Origin of the sequence: Sphingomonas sp. PAMC 26617, from assembly GCF_000242835.1 — a bacterium.
Classification (GTDB): Bacteria; Pseudomonadota; Alphaproteobacteria; order Sphingomonadales; family Sphingomonadaceae; genus Sphingomonas.
This window is the reverse complement of record NZ_JH594425.1, coordinates 2,881,475-2,900,001: the sequence shown is the minus strand read 5'-3', so window position 1 is coordinate 2,900,001 and position 18,527 is coordinate 2,881,475. Positions and strand designations below refer to the sequence as shown.

The following is an 18,527-nucleotide window of genomic DNA, read 5'->3' as shown; positions in this document are numbered from 1 at the left end:
GGCCGCGGTCAGGCCATCATCGCCTCAAGCTTGGGCGACGCGCCCGTCAGCTCCACCGGGTTCCCGCCGGCCTTCCGGCGCGCGAGCCAGTCCTTCATCAGCTCGGCGCAGGTGTGATCGACCTTGGTCAGCCCCGACACATCCATCCGCACGAACGAATGGTCCGCCGCGCGCAGCGGCAGGGAATCGAGCGTGTCGCTCAGCTTCGGCAGCGTCACGAACGTCGCGCTACCCGAAAGGACCATGTCCGCTTCGTCCGCAACCGCAGGCCGAACGACCTTGAGGTTGAGGCTGCGCAGATGCGGCAGCAGCTCGAGCAGCGAAAGCGCGATCCCGGTCAGCACCCCGGTCAGCAGATCCTCGGTCACCACGACGATCAGCGTCACCGCCCAGATCAGCGCAGGCAACACGCCATAGCTGTGGAACAGATGCTTGACGTGCGCGAGGCTGACCAGCCGGACACCGGTGATGACGAGCACCGCGCCAAGCGCCGCCATTGGGATCTCGCGCAACAGCCACGGCAGCAAGGCGACGAAACCGAGGATCCACACGCCGTGCAGCATCGTCGACATCCGCGTCGTCGCGCCCGCCTGGACGTTGGCCGAACTGCGGACGATCACGCCGGTCATCGGCAACGCCCCGGCAAAGCCGCACAACAGGTTGCCGATCCCCTGCGCGCGCAGTTCCTTGTTATAGTTGGTCCGGACGCCATCGTGCATCCGGTCGACCGCCGCCGCCGACAGCAGCGTCTCCGCGCTGGCGATGAACGCAATCGCGAGCGCCGCGACGATGATCGACGGGTCCATCCACTTGGCGAGGAATTCCGGCCCCGGCAGCGCAACCGCGGAAACGATCGACTGGGGCACCGTGACCCGGTTGATCTCCAGCCCCAGCGTGTAAGCCGTCAGCGTACCGACGAGCACGCCGATCAGCGCCGCCGGCACCTGCCGCATCGATGCCGGACGGAAGCGCTCCCAGCCGAGCATCGTCGCGATAGTCAGCAGGCCGATCGCAAACGCATGTTCGACGGTCGAAAGATTGACGGTGGACAGGCCGATCAGCCGCTCCGGGATGGCGACGAGGTTCTGCAGCCCGCTCGGTAGCGGCTTGGCGTCGAACAGGACGTGGAACTGCCCGACGACGATCAGCACGCCGATCCCCGCGAGCATCCCGTGGACGACCGCCGGGGAGATCGCACGAAACCAGCCGCCGACCTTGAGGATGCCGGCGATCAACTGGATCAGCCCGGCGAGAATGAGGATCGGACCAAGCGCGGACAAACCCTTGTCGCGCACGAGCTCGAACACGACGACCGCAAGCCCCGCCGCCGGTCCGGAGACCTGCAGTGGCGAGCCCGCGAGCGCACCGACGACGATGCCGCCGATGATGCCGGTGATCAGCCCCTTTTCGGGCGGAACGCCCGATGCCACCGCGATGCCCATGCACAAGGGCATCGCGACCAGGAACACGACGATCGATGCGGTAAAGTCCCGCGAGGCGATCGCCAGTGTCGGAAGCTTCACACCGGCTACGGTTTTCATTCGGCTGCCTCGAGCATGGGCTCACCCGCGGCCAGACGCGACTGCGCGGCGAGCGCGACCGGCATCGGACGATCGGCGTTGATTTCCTCGAAGCGACCGCTCGCGCCGTCGAGGGCGAGCACGACGCCGTTGTGGATGTCGAAGAACCAACCGTGCAGCGCGATCTCGCCGCGTGCGATGCCGGAGGCGACCGACGGGTGCGTGCGCAGATGGGCCAACTGGACGACGACGTTCTCGAGCGCGGCGGCGCGTGCCTGTTCCGGTCCCGAGAGCTCGGGATAGCCGTCGCGGACGACGCTGAACGCGGCGTCGCTATGACGCAGCCAGGCGGCGACGTTGGGCATGCTGTCGAGCGAACCGGGCTTCATCAGCGCCTTCATGGCGCCGCAGTCCGAATGGCCGCAGATGATGATGTCGCGCACGCCGAGGACCATTACGGCGAACTCGACCGTCGAGGTCACGCCGCCATTGGCGTTGCTGAACGGGGGAACGATGTTGCCGGCATTGCGGCAGACGAACAGGTCGCCCGGGTTTGCCTGCAAAATCTCCTCAGGGACGACCCGCGAATCCGAGCAGGAAATGATCAGTGCCTTGGGGCTCTGTCCGTTTGCGGCGAGGTTCTGATAGAGCGCGCTCTTCTGGGGAAAAATGTTCTTCTGAAAGTCGAAGACACGACCGATGAGCTCGTTCATGAATTTGGGCTCCTGCGTTGGCCGCGCGATATGGAGTGCGCGGACTTCACAGTATGAAATAGCGGACACGCTTTGCTGCGCCGCGGCACCTTTGTAAGAAAGCGTGTCTTCGCAGCCGCCCCGACCGCTCGGCTTGAGCGACGAACGGGTTACGAGACTGTCGGAAGCCGGATCTCGGCGCGCAGTCCGCCCTCCGGTCGGTTGACCAGCGACAGCGCCCCCTTCTCCAGCGCAACCGCGCGCACCACGATCGCAAGACCAAGCCCCAACCCCAGCGTATCCCGACGACGTGCGGTATCGAGCCGAACGAAGGGCTCCAGCACGCTCTGCAACTGCTCGGGCGGGATCCCCGGGCCGTTGTCCTCGATCGTCACGACCACCGCGTCGGGGGTTTTCGTCAGGCCGATCGTCACTTCGGTCCCGTGGTGGAGCCCGTTCTCGACTAGGTTGGACAGCGCGCGCTTCATCCCCAACTGACGGAAGACGTGCTCCAAATGGTACGGTCCGACATACTCGACGGCACGCCCGTGATCGACCGCATCGTCCGCCAGCGTCGCGCACAATACGGCAAGATCCGCGAGCGCCGGCTTTTCGGGATCGTCCTCGCCGCCAAGGAACGCGAGCAGCGAGCCGACCATCGCGTCCATCTCGGCGACGTCGTCAAGGATCTCGTCGCGCACTGGCGCGGAGCCGATGCTCTCCGCGCGCAACCGCAACCGTGCGAGCGGAGTCCGGATATCGTGCCCGACCGCCGCCAGCGCCTGTGTCCGGTCGGTGATCAATTGCTGGATCCGCGCCTGCATCCGGTTGAACGCGGTGATCACGCGTCGCACTTCGGCGGGGCCTTCCTCGGCAAGCGGTTCCGCCTTGCCCATGCCGAACCGATCCGCCGCGCTCGCGAGCAGCCGCATCGGTCGCAACGTCCGCCCGATCAGCCCGCCGCCAAGCGCCATCACCGCCGCCGCTATGCCCAAGGCCACGAGAATACGGCTGCGCGACTCGTCCAGGCTGTCGATCGCCTCGGCGGTGCGGAAGTGGATCCAGCTACCATCGGGCAAGGCGGCACCGCCGGTGACGAACGATCCCGTCCCGGCGGGTTCCAGCCGCATCCGGAGCGGAGCCGATTGCAACACGGGCTCCCATGCGAGCACCTTGCTCCGCATTTCGGAAAGCGAGCGGTCGCTCGGCGGGGGGGCATCCGCCTGCCATGCCATCGCATAATGCGCGGTCGACACCGCCCGCGCCATTTCCGCCCGCTCCGCCGGCGGGCGTGCCGCGACCAGCCGACGCGCGATCACGAGATGTTCGGCCAGCCGCCGCCCCTCGTCGTCGCGCACCGAGAACTGGCTCGCGCGTTCGTACAGCACCGTGCTCATCGCGAACTCGACCAGCGTCGCGAACAGCAGGATCGCGACGACCCGCCCGATCAACCCGAGCGACGGTCGCACGAAGTGGGTCACGTGCGCGCGACGGTCGCGTTGAACATATAGCCGACGCCGCGCACCGTCACGATCGGCGGGGGCTGGTCATCGACCGAGAGCTTGCGTCGCAACCGGCTGACCAGCACGTCGACGCTGCGATCGGTGCTGTCGCCCATGCGGGTCCGCGACAGTTCGATCAGCCGTTCCCGCGCGATGACGCGCCCGGCATGATCGATCAGGCTCGTCAGCAAATCGAATTCGGCACCGGTCAGGTCGACCACCGCCCCGCTTGGTGAGCGCAGCTCGCGTCGCGGAAGGTTGACCGTCCAGCCGTCGAAACTGATCAACCCCTGCTCGCGATCACGCGTGTCGCGCGGCGCATCGACCCGCCGCAGCACCGCACGAATTCGCGCGGTCAGTTCGCGCGTGCCGAACGGCTTGGCGAGATAATCGTCCGCCCCCAATTCGAGCCCGACCACCCGGTCCGTCTCGCTGCCACGCGCGCTGACGAAGATGATCGGTACGTTGCTCTGCTGTCGCAGCTTGCGGCACAGTTCGATCCCGTCGGTACCGGGCAGCATGATGTCGAGCAGCACGAGATCGACCGGTCCTGCCTCCATCGCCAGCCACATTTCGGGGGCGGAAGCGGCCGGGCGAACCATATAGCCGTGTTCCTGCAGCGCCCGGGTGGTGAGCGTCCGCAGCGCGGGGTCGTCCTCGACGAGAACAATCGTTGGGGGTGTCGTCATATGCAGCGCGTAACCGTTGGGGGGCCGGAATTGTTTCGGTACGGTTGCGGGCCTGCGCGGTCAACGGACCATGACTTTCCGTTACGGCCCGCAGCGAGCAACGTTTCCTCACACGCCAGCGAAGGGCTGGCAAGGCGCCTGGCGTATCTGGTGGTCATCGAACTCCCTCGGAGATTGCACTGTGATGTTCCGCCAGATCCTTACCGCCGCCGCGCTTCCCGTACTCGTCCTTGCCGCCGCTCCGGCCTTTGCCGACGGTAGCGCCGACCGTGCGACCGCGATGTCGCGCACCGAGCAGACCGCCTTCGCGCGGTGCCAGCTCCGCCAGCCCCATATGCAGACCGGAAAGGGCCTGATCTTCCAGCCGCAGAATTGCCGCCAGATCGCGCGTTCCGAGATTGCCGCGCTTTCGCCGAAGCTCCCCCTGGCTTCGCGCGAAGTCGGGCTCGACTGAGCCAAAGCTCCAGCGACCCGCGGGACCGTCGTTCCCCCCACCCTGATCCTCGACGGTTCATGACCAGACTTTGAAGCCTCGGGAAACCGGGGCTTCTTTTTCCTCTCGTGCCAATTCGCGCGCGACACCTTCGTATCGATCGCTATATCCCAAGAAATATAGCGAGTCGCCGGCCTGGCGAGGGAACGTCGGGGATTGCATGCGAACAGTGACTTGGGCGGTCTTGATCTCGACGGCGGCGTTCATCATCGGCGGCGCCAGTCCCGCCGTAGCGCGCGACGCGTCGGCGGCGCCGGCCGCGGCGACCTCGGACGATAGCGAGATCATCGTCACCGCCCGCCGCCGCGACGAGGACCTTCAGACCGTCCCGCTTGCGGTCTCGGTCGTCGGGGGAACGTTGATCGACCGGTCGTACACGGTGAATACGCAGCAGCTCAGCCTGCTGGTGCCGAGCCTGACCTACAGCTCGGCCAATCCGCGCAATACCGCCTTCACGATCCGCGGCCTGGGCAGCAGCGTCGTTGCGGTGAGCCAGGCGAACGACGGTCTGGAGCCCGGCGTCGGCTTCTATGTCGACCAGGTCTATCACGCGCGCCCGGCGACCGCCGCGTTCGATTTCTCGGATATCGAACGGATCGAAGTGTTGCGCGGCCCTCAGGGTACGCTGTTCGGCAAGAATACCACGGCGGGCGCGATCAACATCGTCACGCGCGCGCCGACCTTCACCCCCGAAGCAAGCGAGGAACTGTCGGTCGGCAGCTATAATTTCGTCCAGGCCAAGGCATCCGCCTCCGGCCCCCTCGTCGGCGACACGGTCGCGTTCCGCGTCTCGGGGCTGGCCACTCGCCGTGACGGCACCATCCGCAACGTTGCGACCGGCGCGCGGCAGAACGGGATCGGCAATCAGGCGATCCGCGGCCAGTTGCTGTTCCGCCCCACCACCGATTTCTCGCTCCGGCTCACCGCCGACTTCACCAATTTCGAAAGCGAATGCTGCACGCAGGTGTACCTGCGCGTCGGGCAGAGCCTGCGCCCGGCCGCACGGCAATATCCGGCGCTTGCGGCTGGGCTGAACTATGCGCCCCCCAGCACCAACCCCTATGACCGCAAGACCGACATCGATGCGCCGCTCGGCGTCACCACCAACGAAGGCGGCGTCTCGGCAATCGCCGACTGGAACCTCGGGTTCGGCACGCTCACCTCGGTCAGCGCGTGGCGGTTCTGGAACTGGGATGCCGCGAACGACCGCGACTATACCGGCGTCCCGATCCAGCGGATCCAGCATATCCCGTCGCGGCAGGACCAGTTCAGCCAGGAGCTGCGCCTCGCGTCGAACGGCGATCACCTGCTCGGCTATGTCGCGGGGCTCTACGTCTTCGACCAGAAGATCGTCGGCCGCCCTAACAGTGTCTATGGATCGCAGGCCGCCTATTGGCTGATCGGCCCCACCACCGGCACCGGCGCGAACACCGTCCGCGTCCCAACCAACCTGCTCGACGGCTATGGCACCGATGGCAGCACGCGGCTGAAACAGGATAGTTATGCCGCCTTCGCGGAGCTCAATTACAAGATCCTGCCCCGGATCACGCTGACCGGGGGGCTGCGCTATACCTATGAGGTCAAGGACGGCACTTATGCGACCACCGTCTTCGGCGGGTTGCAGAAGACCAACACCGCGCTGCTCAACGCCAAGCTCGGCGTGCTGCGGCCGCAAAGCTACGATGCGCATGACGATGAGAGCAACCTGTCGGGCCGCGCCAACCTCGCGTGGCAGATGACCGACCGCGTGCTCGCCTACGGCAGCTATGCGCGCGGGTTCAAATCGGGCGGGATCAACCTGTCGGGCCTGCCGCTCGACGCGCAAAATCAGGCGGTGCTGACCACCGCAGTGATCCGGCCCGAACGCAATCAGACCTACGAAGTGGGACTGAAATCGCAGGTGTTCGACCGGCGGCTGACGGTCAATCTCGCAGGCTATCTGACCGACGTGCGCGATTTCCAGGCGACGCTGGTCGACAGCTCGCAAACGGTCGCGCTGCGCGGCTATCTGTCGAACATCCCGAAAGTGACGGTGAAGGGCGTCGAGGCCGACGTCACCGCGCAGATTACCCGCACGCTGCAACTGCGCGCGAACATGGCGTACGCCGACGGCCGCTACTCCAACTATCCTGCCGGTCCGTGCCCGCTCGAACTCCAGACCAACGCGACGACCGCGTGCAACCTGACCGGACGTCCGCTCGCGGGCCTGTCGAAATGGTCGGAGACGATCGGGCTCGACTATGCGCAGCCGATTGGACCGGGCGCTATCGTCCTGCACGCCGATTCGAACTTCCGCTCGAGCTATTACGGCGACCCGACGCTTTCGCGCTACACGCTGATCGACGGGTTCAACCAGACCAACGCGAGCCTCGGCTTCCGCGCGACGAGCGGGCTGGAGATCGCGGTCTTCGTGCGCAACCTGTTCGACTCGAACTATATCCAGAACCTGACGATCCAGGCCGGCAATTCGGGCCTCATCCTCGGCACGCCCAGCGAACCGCGCACGATCGGCATTACGTTGCGGGCGCGCCAGTAAAGCCTGCGTATCTCTACGGATGGCGCCGCGATCCCGCGGGGCGCAGGATCGCCCAAACGCAAGGTCCGGCTTGGCCAAGGGGGCGAGCCGGCGCGTCCTCTATCCGGAGATCCGCCGTGGCCCATTTCGACAGCACTCCCCCCGCGCTTCGCCATGTCGTCGTCCTCGGCCATCCCGCCGAGGGCAGCTTCAACCATGCCATCGCCGAACGCTATTGCGAAACGGTCCGCGCCTGTGGACAGGAAGCGGACCTGCGCGACCTGTACGTCCTCGATTTCGACCCGCGTCTGCGCGCTGACCATCGTCCGGGGTCGCTCGGCAACCACCTGTCATCGGACGTGTCGCGCGAACTCGGGTTGCTCAGGCAGGCCGATGTCGTGGTGTTCGTCTATCCCTTGTGGTTCGGCATGCCGCCCGCGATCATCAAGGGCTATGTCGACCGCGTGCTCGGTGCGGCGCTGACCCCGGATTCGATCGCGCACAACGTCCCCGACGCGGTGCTCGACGGTCGCACCTTCGCGACCCTGTCGACCTCCGCGACGACGCGCGCGTGGCTCGAGGAACAGGGCCAGTGGCAGTCGCTCCACCAGGCATTCGATCGCTACCTGCTGTCGATCTTCGGGATGGCGGATGGCGGGCACACCCATTTCGAGGCGGTGGTCGACGATCTCGACCCGCAATATGCGCGCGAAATGCTGGAAACGGTCGAGCAGACCGCGCGCGCCTTGTGCAGCACCCTCGCCGCCGCACGTCATGCGATCGGCGCGCGGCGCGCGCTCGAAAGCTTCGCAATCGCGGAGTGAGGGAGCGGGCTTGCCATACTCCTGAAATTGCTTCCCCGGCGAAGGCCGCGGCCCAGTAGCGATACCGTTCGACGGCACACACCGCGCTTCGGTACCGCGACCCCTTCAACTGGGCCCCGGCTTTCGCCGGGGAAGCGCTCAGGATGAAGGGCAAAACCGCCCCGAGCGCATTTACCGGTTCAGAAAAACAGTTTCCGAACCGACACCCGTACCGTCCGCCCGAGCGGGTTGAGATAGCCCGGCTGATACGCCACCGGCGTCGTGCCATTGGCGTCAGTCACGCGCTGGCGCGTGTCGAACAGGTTATCGACCGACACCGCGACCCGCATCCCGCGCACCCACGGATGCGCCTTGACCAGATCGAGCCGCTGCCCGAGATCGCCGAACAGCCGCACCCCGACCGTCCCGAGCCCCGAGAAGCGCAGGTTCTGCGGGTTGCCAAGCGTCCCGCCATTGACATCGGTCGCGCTCTGCCAATTGGCCGAGAAGCGCACGCCGAGGCCGTTGTTGTTATAGCCCGCCTGCCCCTCGAGCTCATGGCGCGGCTGCCCGCCGCTTGATCCGATCGCATCGCCGTTGAGCAGGTCGAGCGCAGGGCCGCCCTGCTGGACAAGCACGCGATTGGTGAAATGCCAGGTGTGATACAGCGCGAACTGCAACCGTCCGCCGGCATTGCCCCGCCCGCCGCCGCCGAACCCGCGACCGCCACCACCGCCCGGGCCCCCAGGACCACCGGGGCCACCCGGACCCCCGGGACCACGACCGCCGGCCGCAGGACCGTCTCCGGGCCGCCCGCCCCCCGGCGGGCGCAGCCCCGCGAACGGGTTCGGCCCGGTCCCGGCGCGAAACGCCTCGAACTGCTTCTGAAGCTTGGACTTGAGCGGTGCCGAGAAGTTGATCCCCCACCGCAGTTCGGACCGGCTCGTCTCGGCGAAATTGATCGGCCGCGTATCGAGCCGTTGCAGCACCCCGTCCGCTCCGCGCGTGAAGCGATCGGGGAACGCCGTTTCGATCGCGGCGGTCGCGGTCGGGAACGCGACGATCGGGTTCTCCACCCGCGCCTGGACATAATTGGCGGACAGCGTGAGTTGCCTGGTGCTCCACGGCTTGAGCGTCGCGCCGACCTTGACCGTATGGCTGTTGCTCGCGCGCAAACCCGGGTTGCCCCCCGACAGCGTCGTCACCACCGCATTCTGGCCGAGCACGTAATCGAACACCGCGACGTTGGGCGTGGTGATCTGCGGGTTGCCAAGCTGTTGCGGGGTCGGTGCGCCATCCTGATCGGTGACCGACGCGATGATGCGCAGCGGCACGACCGGTGACCAGTTGAGCCCGTAGCCGATCGTCTTGAGCGTCCCGAAATCCGAAAGCTGGTCGACCGCGAAATTGCCGTTGACCGAAAGGCTTCCGATCGCCCCGAGCACATCCTTGCCGCGGCTGGTCAGCGGCACGTCGAGGTTGAGCTGCCCGCTCCCGGTCTTGCGCGACACCGCCCCGGTCGAGGTCAGCCCGGCGCGAAACGAGCGGCTGCTGAAATCGTTGATGTCGCCGCCGAGATGGACGCTCGTCGTCACGTCGCCCGCGGGCAGCTTGAATAGGCTGCCGGTGAACAGCGCGTCGACCTGCGTCTCGTTCGATACCGAATAGCCGAAGTTCGACGGCAGCGGGCCAATCACGCCCGGGGTCAGCGCCCCGAACGGGTTCGCGGTCGCATCATTTCCGAGCAGCCGCATCTGGAACGCGCTGGTGTCGAGCCCGGTGTCGGTGAAGGTCTTGGCCTCGCTGTGATCATACGCGCCGGTCACCGACCATTGCCACGTCCCGATCGTGCCGTTGAGCACCGTCCCGAAATGCGCTGCGACGGTCGACCCATGTTGCGCGAGCGGGAGATAGTCGCCGGTCAGTGCGCGATCGACCACGACCGTATTGGCGAACGGCGAGAACGGGTTGCCCGCGGGCAGCGTCAGCGCGACCGTCGGTAGCCCGAGCAGCGAATCGCTGCTGGTCGTACCCAGCGTCCCGTTGAACGTTGCAGACACCTTGCCGATCGAACGGGCATAGGTCGCATTCGCGTTGAACGTGCGAGTCTCGGGCAACAGCGTGCGATAGCGCGTCACGTCGGTCGCGTTGGCGCGCCCGGCGGTCCCTGCGAAATCGGCGAGCGTCGGGTTCGTGCCCGGCACGCCCGCGATCGTCGCAGTGCCGAGCGCGGGATCGATCGCCGCGCCGCCCACGCCGACGACATTCCCGCCGATCGCGAACGGTGTCGGCGTGCGGACGATCCCGCGCTCGTCCTCGGTCAGCGCGTTCGCGCCCTGATATTCGAGGTGAAGGTTGAGCCGCCCGGTCCGCGCGATCTTGAGCAGGTCGAGTTCGGCCTGCGGCGCGTTGCGCCCACCCGCGGTCGCCAGCCGGTCCGCGAGTTCGACCGTCGCTGCCCTGAATCGGCGACGGAGCACGAAGTTGACCACCTTCTGGTCGGCGCGATAGCCGTATTTCAGCGCGACTTCCTCGGGCAGGATATCCACGCGCTGGATCGCCTCGGTCGGCAAGTCGCGGATTTCCTGAAAACCCGAGATGCGCTTCCCGTCGATCAGCACCACCGGCGCGCCACCGCTGCCGCGATCGCTGCGGATCTGCGGGCTGAGTTCGGCGAGCAGCTCAGTGACCGATCCGACGCCGTAGGAGCGGATGTCGGCGGGGCTGAGTTGCTGTTCGGGCGGAATGTCGCCGACCACCGACCCCGGCTGGCGCGCGCCTCGCACGACGATGTCCGGACCGTCCTCGCCAGCGTCCGTACCGCCCTCGCCCGCCTCGGGCGCCGGGGTGGCCGGTCGCGCGGGCGGAGTCGCCTGTTGGGCAAGCGCGAAGCTCGGGGTCGCCGCAAGCGCGAGCGTAAGCAGGACAGTCGATCGCGTCATCGGGGTTCCGGTCGTTGGCAGGGCGCGGCGTGGGAGCTGCGGTATCGCGCAAGTGTCGCAAGATTGTGCCGGTTGCTGGCACGCGACAGAAAATCGGACGGTTCCAGGTTCGAACCGGCTGGATCGTCAACGCGACCGTCATCCCGGCGTCAGACCGGGATCCTCCGTGGTCCTGACCGAACCTTGCACAGGATACGCGGCACGGTGGATGCCGGGCCAAGCCCGGCATGACGGACGGGGTGAGTCGGTGCCGCTGCAAAGACAGCCTACGCCGGCTCCCGCCGCGCGATCCGGACCAGTACCATGCCCTCGCTCACCTGCCCGCCGCTTGTCGCCGAAAGCTCGGCGACGGTGCCGTCGAACGGCGCGGTCAGGCTGTGTTCCATCTTCATCGCTTCCAGAGTGACGAGCTTCTGTCCCTTGGTCACGACCTCGCCCGCCGCGACGTCGACCGCGATGATCCGCCCCGGCATCGGCGACAGGATCGCACCGTCCGCCGCCGCCCCGGAGGCGGTCCCATAAGGCCGCCACAACCGGTACGACCGCGCCTCGCCGAGAGCGAACAGCGTGATCTCGTCCTCCGCCAGATCGTCATCGGGCGTCACGTCGTCGATCGCATGGACCGTCCCCGCCTGATCGACGATCCGCACGGTCCGCCGCGCCGCGCCGTTGAGCCGGAACCCGCTCCCCGTCGTCCACGGCGTGCTGTCGTCCGCACTTACCAGCGCGGCAGCAACCGCGTGCAACGCCGCAGCCTCCGTTTCCGGCGGCTGCGTCAGCGCATCCCCCCGCCGCGCGATCAGCCCGGTGTCGACCGCCCCCGAGCGGAAATCGGGATCGCTGCACAACCGCCCGAGGAACCCCGCATTGGTCTGGACCGGCCACACCTCGACATCGGTGGTCGCGTCCCACAGCCGGTCGATCGCAGCGACGCGGGTCGGCGCATGGACGATCAGCTTGGCGATCATCGGATCGTAGAACGGCGACACCGCGCCGCCCTGCTCGACGCCGGTCTCGACGCGCGCATCCTCGGGGAGCACGAGATGCTCGAGCGGCCCGGTCGATGGCAGGAACCCGGTCGACGGGTTCTCGGCATACAGCCGCGCTTCCATCGCCCAGCCGTTGATGCTGAGCTCGTCCTGCCGATGCGGCAGCGGCTCGCCGCTGGCGACACGCAGCTGCCACTCGACCAGGTCGACCCCGGTGATTTCCTCGGTAACGGGGTGCTCGACCTGCAGCCGCGTGTTCATTTCCATGAACCAGATCCGGTCCGCGCGCAGCCCCTCGCTCGCGTCCGCGATGAACTCGATCGTCCCCGCGCCGACATAGTTCACAGCCTTCGCCGCGCGCACTGCCGCGGCGCAGATTGCCGTGCGCGTGGCCGGCGTCATGCCGGGCGCGGGTGCTTCCTCGATCACCTTCTGGTGGCGGCGCTGGAGCGAACAGTCGCGCTCGAACAGGTGGACGACGTTGCCCTGCGTATCGCCGAAAACCTGCACCTCGAGATGGCGCGGCGACAAAATGTACTTCTCGATCAGCACGCGCGCGTCGCCGAACGACGACGCCGCCTCGCGCTGGCACGACAGCAGCCCGTCGGCGAACTCTTCGGCCGCCTCGACCCGCCGCATCCCCTTGCCGCCACCCCCGGCGACCGCCTTGATCAGGACCGGATAGCCGATCGCATCCGCCTCGGCACGGAGCCGTTCGGGCGACTGGTCCTCGCCGAGATACCCCGGCGTCACCGGCACGCCCGCCGCGATCATCCGCGCCTTGGCCGCGTCCTTCAGCCCCATCGCGCGGATGCTGTCGGGGTTGGGTCCGACCCAGATCAGCCCCGCGTCGATCACCGCCTGCGCGAAATCGGCGTTCTCGGAGAGGAAGCCGTAGCCCGGATGGATCGCCTCCGCGCCGGTTTGCTGCGCGGCGGCGATGATCTTGTCGCCGACCAGATAGCTTTCGCGCGCCGGGCTCGGCCCGATGTGGACCGCCTCGTCCGCCTCACGAACGTGGAGCGCCTGCGCGTCGGCGTCCGAATAGACCGCGATCGTCCGCACCCCCATGTGGCGCGCGGTGCGGATGATGCGGCAGGCGATCTCGCCGCGATTGGCGATGAGGAGCGATTGGATCACGTCAGTTCTCGCAAGGTGTCGTCCGCGACGACCAGGTGATGTTCTGGACCAGCCAGCGCCCGTTCTCGCGGACCAGATCGAAATGATCGTAGCCGCAATGGTGGCGCACGCCGTTGATGCTGAAGGTATAGGGCGCCCACACCATGGCGATGTCGCCGTCGACCTCGATCGCGGGGGTGGCGATCCGCTCCTCGAACCGCTCCGCGCCCGGCGTGAAGCGCGCGAGCAGCTCGGCGCGGGTCATGTGCTTAACGGTGCGCGTGCCGTCGGCGTTCTCGCTTGCCGAGGTGGCGGTCGCATCGGCACGCATTGCGTCGCCGATCCGCGCGGCATCCCGCGCGCCGATCCCGGCGAGCAGCGCCGTTACGGGGGCGAGGACCTGCCCCTCCTCGGTGGCGGGGGGCGGCAGGCCGGTGCCCTTGGGGAGCGGTTGCACCGGGGTGACTTGCGACGACATTTGCGCGGCGAGCACAAGCAGCATTGGCGCGATCATCATGGTGTTTCCTTCGTCCTAATCAACTAACCCGCCGTCATGCTGAACTTGTTTCAGCATCCACCGTGCCGCCTATTCATGCTATGGTGCTGCGCCATGCCCAAGCAACCATGCGTCTATATTCTGGCAAGCCGCCGGATCGGCACGCTGTACATCGGCGTGACTTCCAGCCTGATCGCCCGACTTTATCAGCACCGCAACGCCGACGGGCCAGCGTTCACCAGACGATACGGCGTAGTGCACCTAGTCCGATACGAATTCCACGCCGACATGCCCACCGCCATCGCCCGCGAGAAGCAACTCAAACGCTGGCACCGCGAATGGAAAATGAACCTGATCGAGCGCGACAACCCCGACTGGCTGGACCTGGCGCCGGCGTTGGGCCTGCCCCCGGCGTCTGTCCTTGGCCTCGCGGTGGATGCTGAAACAAGTTCAGCATGACGAAGAGGGGCACTCATAACCACACCCCGTCATCCTGAACTCGTTTCAGGATCCAGCCCTCCACGAGTCCCGACCGGGCCAGTCGCACGGTGGATGCTGAAACTAGTTCAGCATGACGGTCGGTTAAGCGAACCACCCCCATCACATCCGGAACACCCCGAACGCTGGCCGCTCCGGGATCGGCGCGTTCAGCGTCGCCGCGAATGCCAGACCGAGCACGTCGCGGGTCTGCGCTGGGTCGATGATCCCGTCGTCCCACAGCCGCGCGGTCGCGTACCAGGGGTTGCCCTCGTCCTCATATTTCTGCCGGATCGGCGCCTTGAACGCCTCCGCCTCGTCCGCCGACCAGCCCTCCGCATCACGGTGCACCGTCGCGAGAACCGAAGCCGCCTGCTCGCCCCCCATCACCGAGATCCGGCTGTTGGGCCAGCTGAACAGGAACCGCGGCGAATAGGCCCGCCCGCACATCCCGTAATTCCCAGCCCCGAAGCTTCCGCCGATCAGCACCGTGATCTTGGGCACGGTAGCAGTAGCAACCGCAGTGACGAGCTTCGCGCCATGCTTGGCGATCCCCTCCGCCTCATACCGCCCGCCGACCATGAACCCCGAGATGTTCTGCAGGAACAGCAACGGGATCTTCCGCTGGCACGCCAGCTCGATGAAGTGCGCGCCCTTCTGCGCGCTCTCCGAAAAGAGCACGCCGTTGTTCGCGAGGATCGCGACCGGAATCCCCCAGATATGCGCGAACCCGCACACCAGCGACGTCCCGTACAACGCCTTGAACTCGTGGAACTCCGACCCGTCGACCAACCGCGCGATGATCTCGTGCACGTCATACGGCGCGCGCACGTCGGCCGGCACGATCCCGTACAATTCCTCGGGCGCGAACTTCGGCGCACGCGGCTCGGCGTAATTGACGGAACCGTCGGTCTGCGGCGGCAGCATCGAGACGATATCGCGCACGATCGTCAAAGCATGATCGTCATCCTCCGCGACATGATCGACCACCCCCGACTTGCGCCCGTGCGTATCCGCACCACCCAGTTCCTCGGCCGAGATCACCTCGCCCGTCGCCGCCTTCACCAGCGGCGGCCCGGCGAGGAAAATGGTCCCCTGCCCGCGGACGATGATCGTCTCGTCCGACATCGCGGGAACATACGCACCGCCCGCGGTGCAGCTCCCCATCACGCAGGCGATCTGCGGAATGCCCTTGGCGGACATGTTCGCCTGGTTGAAGAAGATCCGCCCGAAGTGGTCGCGATCCGGGAACACCTCGGCCTGATGCGGCAGGTTCGCGCCGCCGCTGTCGACGAGATAGATGCAGGGCAAGTGGTTCGCCTCGGCGATCTCCTGCGCGCGCAGATGCTTCTTCACGGTCAGCGGATAATAGGTCCCGCCCTTCACGGTCGCGTCGTTGCACAGGATCATGCACTGCCGCCCCGACACGCGCCCGATCCCGGCGATCACGCCAGCCCCCGGCACCTCATCGTCATACAGGCCGTTCGCCGCAAGCTGGCCGATCTCGAGGAACGGCGAGCCCGGATCGAGCAGCCGCTCGACGCGCTCGCGTGGGAGCAGTTTGCCACGCGCGGTATGGCGCTCGCGACTCTTGGCGTTGCCTCCCAGCGCAGCGGTCGCGACGTCCGCCGCCAGCCGCTCCACAAGTGCGCGATTGTGCGCGGCATTGGCGTGGAACGTGTCGCTTTCGACGCTGATCTTCGAGTCTAGGACGGGGGCGCTCAAGGGCGGTTTCCTGCTTGCAGTATCCGTTGCATTTGAAACTGCCTAGCGACCCCGGGCGGCGAAGGAAAGCCGATTGGCAGAACCGTGGCGCGGGTCTATCGCAACGCCAAACCGATAGTTACCGAGGATACTTGTCATGGTTCGCGTACCGCTTCTTTCCCTTGCGCTGCTTGCCACTTCTGCGCTCGGCACCGCGCTTGCTGCGCAGGCGATCGGTACGCAGTCGGGCGTAGACAAGGCGCTGGTCGATCAGAGCGTCAAGCCGGGCGACAATTTCGACGATTATGCCAACGGCACGTGGCGCAAGACCGCCGAGATCGAGCCCGCGCGTTCCTCGACCGGCGTCGGGGTCGAAGTCTCGAAGGTCGCCGAGCTGCGCAACGCGACGATCATCCAGGACGCCGGCAAGGCGAACGCTGCGCCGGGCAGCAGCCAGCGGCTGATCGCGGATTATTACGCCGCCTATAACGACACTGCCGGAATCGAAGCGCGCGGCACCGCGCCGCTCAAGACCTTGATCGCGCCTTATTACGCGCTGCGTGACAAGGCAGCGCTGGCGAAGGTGATGGGTGCGCAGATGCGTGCCGACACCGACCCGTTCAACAACAACAATTACGCAAGCACGACCAACCTGTTCGGCCTGTTCGTCTCACAGGATCTCAACCAGCCAAAGCGCAACGTCCCCTATCTGATGCAGGGCGGCCTCGGCCTCGCGGACCGCGATTACTATCTCTCGCAGAGCCCGCAGATGGCGGAACTGCGCGAGGGCTATAAGGCGTATCTCCAGCAGATCTTCGGCCTCGCGGGGCTGAGCGACCCCGCCGGTCGTGCCGCGCGCGTGTTCGCGCTCGAGATGAAGATCGCCGCCGCGCAGACCGACATCGAGGCGAGTCAGGACGCAAGCAAGGGCGACAACCCCTGGACCCGCGCCGACTTCGCACGCAAGGCCCCGGGGATCGACTGGGCGAGCTACTGGACCGCAGCGGGGATCCCCGCAGGCCAGCAGGACTTCATCGCGTGGCAGCCCGACGCGATCACCAAACTCTCCGCGCTGGTCGCCAGCGAACCGCTCGACGCATGGCAGGACTGGCTGACCGCGCATCGCATCAGTGCGGTCGCCTCGGTCTTGCCAAAGGCATTCGATGACGCGCGCTTCGCCTTCTATGGCAAGCAGCTCAACGGCACGCCCGCGCAATTGCCGCGCGACAAGCGCAGCATCGCGGCGGTCAATGCAGCACTCGGCGACGAGGTCGGCCGGCTCTACGCCGCACGCTACTTCTCGGCGCAGTCGAAGGCCGAGATCCAGACGATGGTCAAGAACATCGTCGGCGCGTTCGATCAGCGGATCAGCAAGCTCGACTGGATGGCCCCCGCGACCAAGGCGGAGGCACGACGCAAGCTTTCGGTACTGTACGTCGGCGTCGGCTACCCCGATCACTGGCGTGCCTTCCCGAAATTCGCGGTCGACGCGAAGGACCCGATCGGCAACCTCGAGCGCGCCGACCGCGCAATCTATCGCTACCAGATCGGCAAGCTCGGCAAGGCCCCCGACCGCACCGAATGGTGGATGACCCCGCAGACCGTCAATGCGGTCAACCTGCCGCTCCAGAACGCGCTGAACTTCCCCGCGGCGATCCTGCAGGCGCCCTATTTCGACGCGAAATACGACGCAGCGGCGAACTACGGTGCGATCGGCGCGGTGATCGGGCACGAGATCAGCCACAGCTTCGACAATCTCGGCGCGGACTTCGATTCGACCGGCAAGTATCGCAACTGGTGGACGCCGGCCGATCTCAAGCGGTTCGAACAGGCCGGCTCCGCGCTGGTAGCGCAATATGATGCCTATCAGGCGCTCCCGGGCCTGAAGCTCAAGGGCCGTCAGGAACTGGGCGAGAACATCGCGGATACCGCTGGCCTTACCGCCGCTTACGAGGCGTACCGCGCTTCCTATGGCGGCAAGGAACCCCCGGTGATCGACGGCATGACCGGCGACCAGCGCTTCTTCCTCGCGTTCGCGCAGAGCTGGCGCACCAAGATGCGCGACAAGGCGCTCCGCGCGCGCATCGCGACCGACGTCCACGCGCCAGCGATGTTCCGCGTGCTGACGGTGCGCAACCTCGATGCCTGGTATTCGGCATACAAGGTGCAGTCTGGCGACAAGCTGTATCTCGCTCCGACGGACCGCGTCCACGTCTGGTAAGGCGCGGCGCACTCCTGAAAGCACTTCCCCGGCGAAAGCCGGGGCCCAGTCGAGGGCGGATCATGGCGGGTGCTGCGCGCAATGCCATTGGACGCCACGACTGGGCCCCGGCCTCCGCCGGGGAGGCGCATGGGCGTCGTCCACGTCCTGTAAACCGCAGCGAACTCCCCCTAGCACTTCCCCGGCGAAGGCCGGGGCCCAGTTGAGGGCGGGTCGTGGCGATGACTGCGCGCAATGCCATTGGACATCACGACTGGGCCCCGGCCTCCACCGGGGAAGCGCAAGGGCGTCGTCCACGTCCTGTAAACCGCGGCGAACTCGCCCTGGCACTTCCCCGGCGAAGGCCGGGGCCCAATTGAGGGCGG

Annotated in this window: 13 protein-coding genes; 5 read left to right on the top strand and 8 right to left on the bottom strand. The window is 66.8% G+C overall.

Annotation, left to right across the window (positions count from 1 at the left end; all coding sequences use genetic code 11):
- Positions 1 to 8: 8 nt before the first annotated feature.
- From RH91_RS12825 to RH91_RS12810, 4 genes are all read right to left on the bottom strand, one after another.
- Positions 9 to 1,541, bottom strand: a complete 1,533-nt coding sequence (locus tag RH91_RS12825; protein WP_051116689.1) for a SulP family inorganic anion transporter — start codon at positions 1,539 to 1,541, stop codon at positions 9 to 11.
- Complete coding sequence (locus RH91_RS12820; protein WP_010163195.1) at positions 1,538 to 2,233, bottom strand: carbonic anhydrase; 696 nt, start codon at positions 2,231 to 2,233, stop codon at positions 1,538 to 1,540. Before RH91_RS12820 ends, RH91_RS12825 begins: the two co-directional genes overlap by 4 nt.
- Positions 2,234 to 2,382: 149 nt before the next feature.
- A complete protein-coding gene (locus tag RH91_RS12815) occupies positions 2,383 to 3,693 on the bottom strand; it encodes an ATP-binding protein (RefSeq protein WP_010163192.1) in 1,311 nt (436 codons plus the stop codon).
- Positions 3,690 to 4,403 (bottom strand): response regulator, encoded by a 714-nt coding sequence (locus RH91_RS12810; protein WP_010163190.1) that lies wholly within the window; start codon positions 4,401 to 4,403, stop codon positions 3,690 to 3,692. The genes RH91_RS12815 and RH91_RS12810 overlap by 4 nt, the downstream gene beginning before the upstream one ends.
- A 184-nt stretch (positions 4,404 to 4,587) precedes the next feature.
- On the opposite strand from RH91_RS12810, the gene RH91_RS12805 reads away from it, so the two are divergent.
- The 3 genes from RH91_RS12805 (at position 4,588) to RH91_RS12795 (ending at position 8,235) form a co-directional block, all read left to right on the top strand.
- Positions 4,588 to 4,857: a hypothetical protein gene (locus tag RH91_RS12805; protein WP_232283495.1), complete on the top strand. Its 270-nt coding sequence runs from the start codon at positions 4,588 to 4,590 to the stop codon at positions 4,855 to 4,857.
- A gap of 199 nt (positions 4,858 to 5,056) precedes the next feature.
- Positions 5,057 to 7,432 (top strand): TonB-dependent receptor, encoded by a 2,376-nt coding sequence (locus RH91_RS12800; RefSeq protein ID WP_029623841.1) that lies wholly within the window; start codon positions 5,057 to 5,059, stop codon positions 7,430 to 7,432.
- 116 nt (positions 7,433 to 7,548) lie between these two features.
- The gene (locus RH91_RS12795; RefSeq protein WP_010163185.1) at positions 7,549 to 8,235 is read left to right on the top strand and encodes an NAD(P)H-dependent oxidoreductase; all 687 of its coding nucleotides are present in this window, start codon (positions 7,549 to 7,551) and stop codon (positions 8,233 to 8,235) included.
- A 179-nt stretch (positions 8,236 to 8,414) separates the two neighbouring features.
- On the opposite strand, the gene RH91_RS12790 is transcribed toward RH91_RS12795, so the two are convergent.
- From RH91_RS12790 to RH91_RS12780, 3 genes are all read right to left on the bottom strand, one after another.
- Positions 8,415 to 11,156, bottom strand: coding sequence for a TonB-dependent receptor (locus RH91_RS12790; RefSeq protein ID WP_010163184.1), 2,742 nt, complete (start codon positions 11,154 to 11,156; stop codon positions 8,415 to 8,417).
- Between the two features lie 266 nt (positions 11,157 to 11,422).
- Complete coding sequence (locus tag RH91_RS12785) at positions 11,423 to 13,285, bottom strand: acetyl/propionyl/methylcrotonyl-CoA carboxylase subunit alpha (protein WP_010163183.1); 1,863 nt, start codon at positions 13,283 to 13,285, stop codon at positions 11,423 to 11,425.
- A 1-nt stretch (position 13,286) separates the two neighbouring features.
- A complete protein-coding gene (locus RH91_RS12780) occupies positions 13,287 to 13,781 on the bottom strand; it encodes a nuclear transport factor 2 family protein (protein ID WP_010163182.1) in 495 nt (164 codons plus the stop codon).
- A gap of 93 nt (positions 13,782 to 13,874) precedes the next feature.
- Here RH91_RS12780 and RH91_RS12775 point away from each other — a divergent pair, with 93 nt between their 5' ends.
- Positions 13,875 to 14,219, top strand: a complete 345-nt coding sequence (locus RH91_RS12775) for a GIY-YIG nuclease family protein (RefSeq protein ID WP_010163181.1) — start codon at positions 13,875 to 13,877, stop codon at positions 14,217 to 14,219.
- 141 nt (positions 14,220 to 14,360) lie between these two features.
- Here RH91_RS12775 and RH91_RS12770 read toward each other — a convergent pair whose 3' ends face one another.
- Positions 14,361 to 15,962: a carboxyl transferase domain-containing protein gene (locus RH91_RS12770; RefSeq protein WP_010163180.1), complete on the bottom strand. Its 1,602-nt coding sequence runs from the start codon at positions 15,960 to 15,962 to the stop codon at positions 14,361 to 14,363.
- A 136-nt stretch (positions 15,963 to 16,098) separates the two neighbouring features.
- Here RH91_RS12770 and RH91_RS12765 point away from each other — a divergent pair, with 136 nt between their 5' ends.
- On the top strand, positions 16,099 to 18,162 hold the full coding sequence (locus RH91_RS12765; protein WP_010163178.1) for a M13 family metallopeptidase: 2,064 nt from the start codon (positions 16,099 to 16,101) through the stop codon (positions 18,160 to 18,162).
- Positions 18,163 to 18,527 lie beyond the last annotated feature (365 nt).

Coding starts and splice junctions, on each gene's coding strand:
- RH91_RS12825 (WP_051116689.1), bottom strand. CDS start 1,541: ATGAAAACCGTAGCCGGTGTGAAGCTTCCGACACTGGCGATCGCCTCG.
- RH91_RS12820 (WP_010163195.1), bottom strand. CDS start 2,233: ATGAACGAGCTCATCGGTCGTGTCTTCGACTTTCAGAAGAACATTTTT.
- RH91_RS12810 (WP_010163190.1), bottom strand. CDS start 4,403: ATGACGACACCCCCAACGATTGTTCTCGTCGAGGACGACCCCGCGCTG.
- RH91_RS12805 (WP_232283495.1), top strand. CDS start 4,588: ATGTTCCGCCAGATCCTTACCGCCGCCGCGCTTCCCGTACTCGTCCTT.
- RH91_RS12800 (WP_029623841.1), top strand. CDS start 5,057: ATGCGAACAGTGACTTGGGCGGTCTTGATCTCGACGGCGGCGTTCATC.
- RH91_RS12790 (WP_010163184.1), bottom strand. CDS start 11,156: ATGACGCGATCGACTGTCCTGCTTACGCTCGCGCTTGCGGCGACCCCG.
- RH91_RS12780 (WP_010163182.1), bottom strand. CDS start 13,781: ATGATGATCGCGCCAATGCTGCTTGTGCTCGCCGCGCAAATGTCGTCG.
- RH91_RS12775 (WP_010163181.1), top strand. CDS start 13,875: ATGCCCAAGCAACCATGCGTCTATATTCTGGCAAGCCGCCGGATCGGC.
- RH91_RS12765 (WP_010163178.1), top strand. CDS start 16,099: ATGGTTCGCGTACCGCTTCTTTCCCTTGCGCTGCTTGCCACTTCTGCG.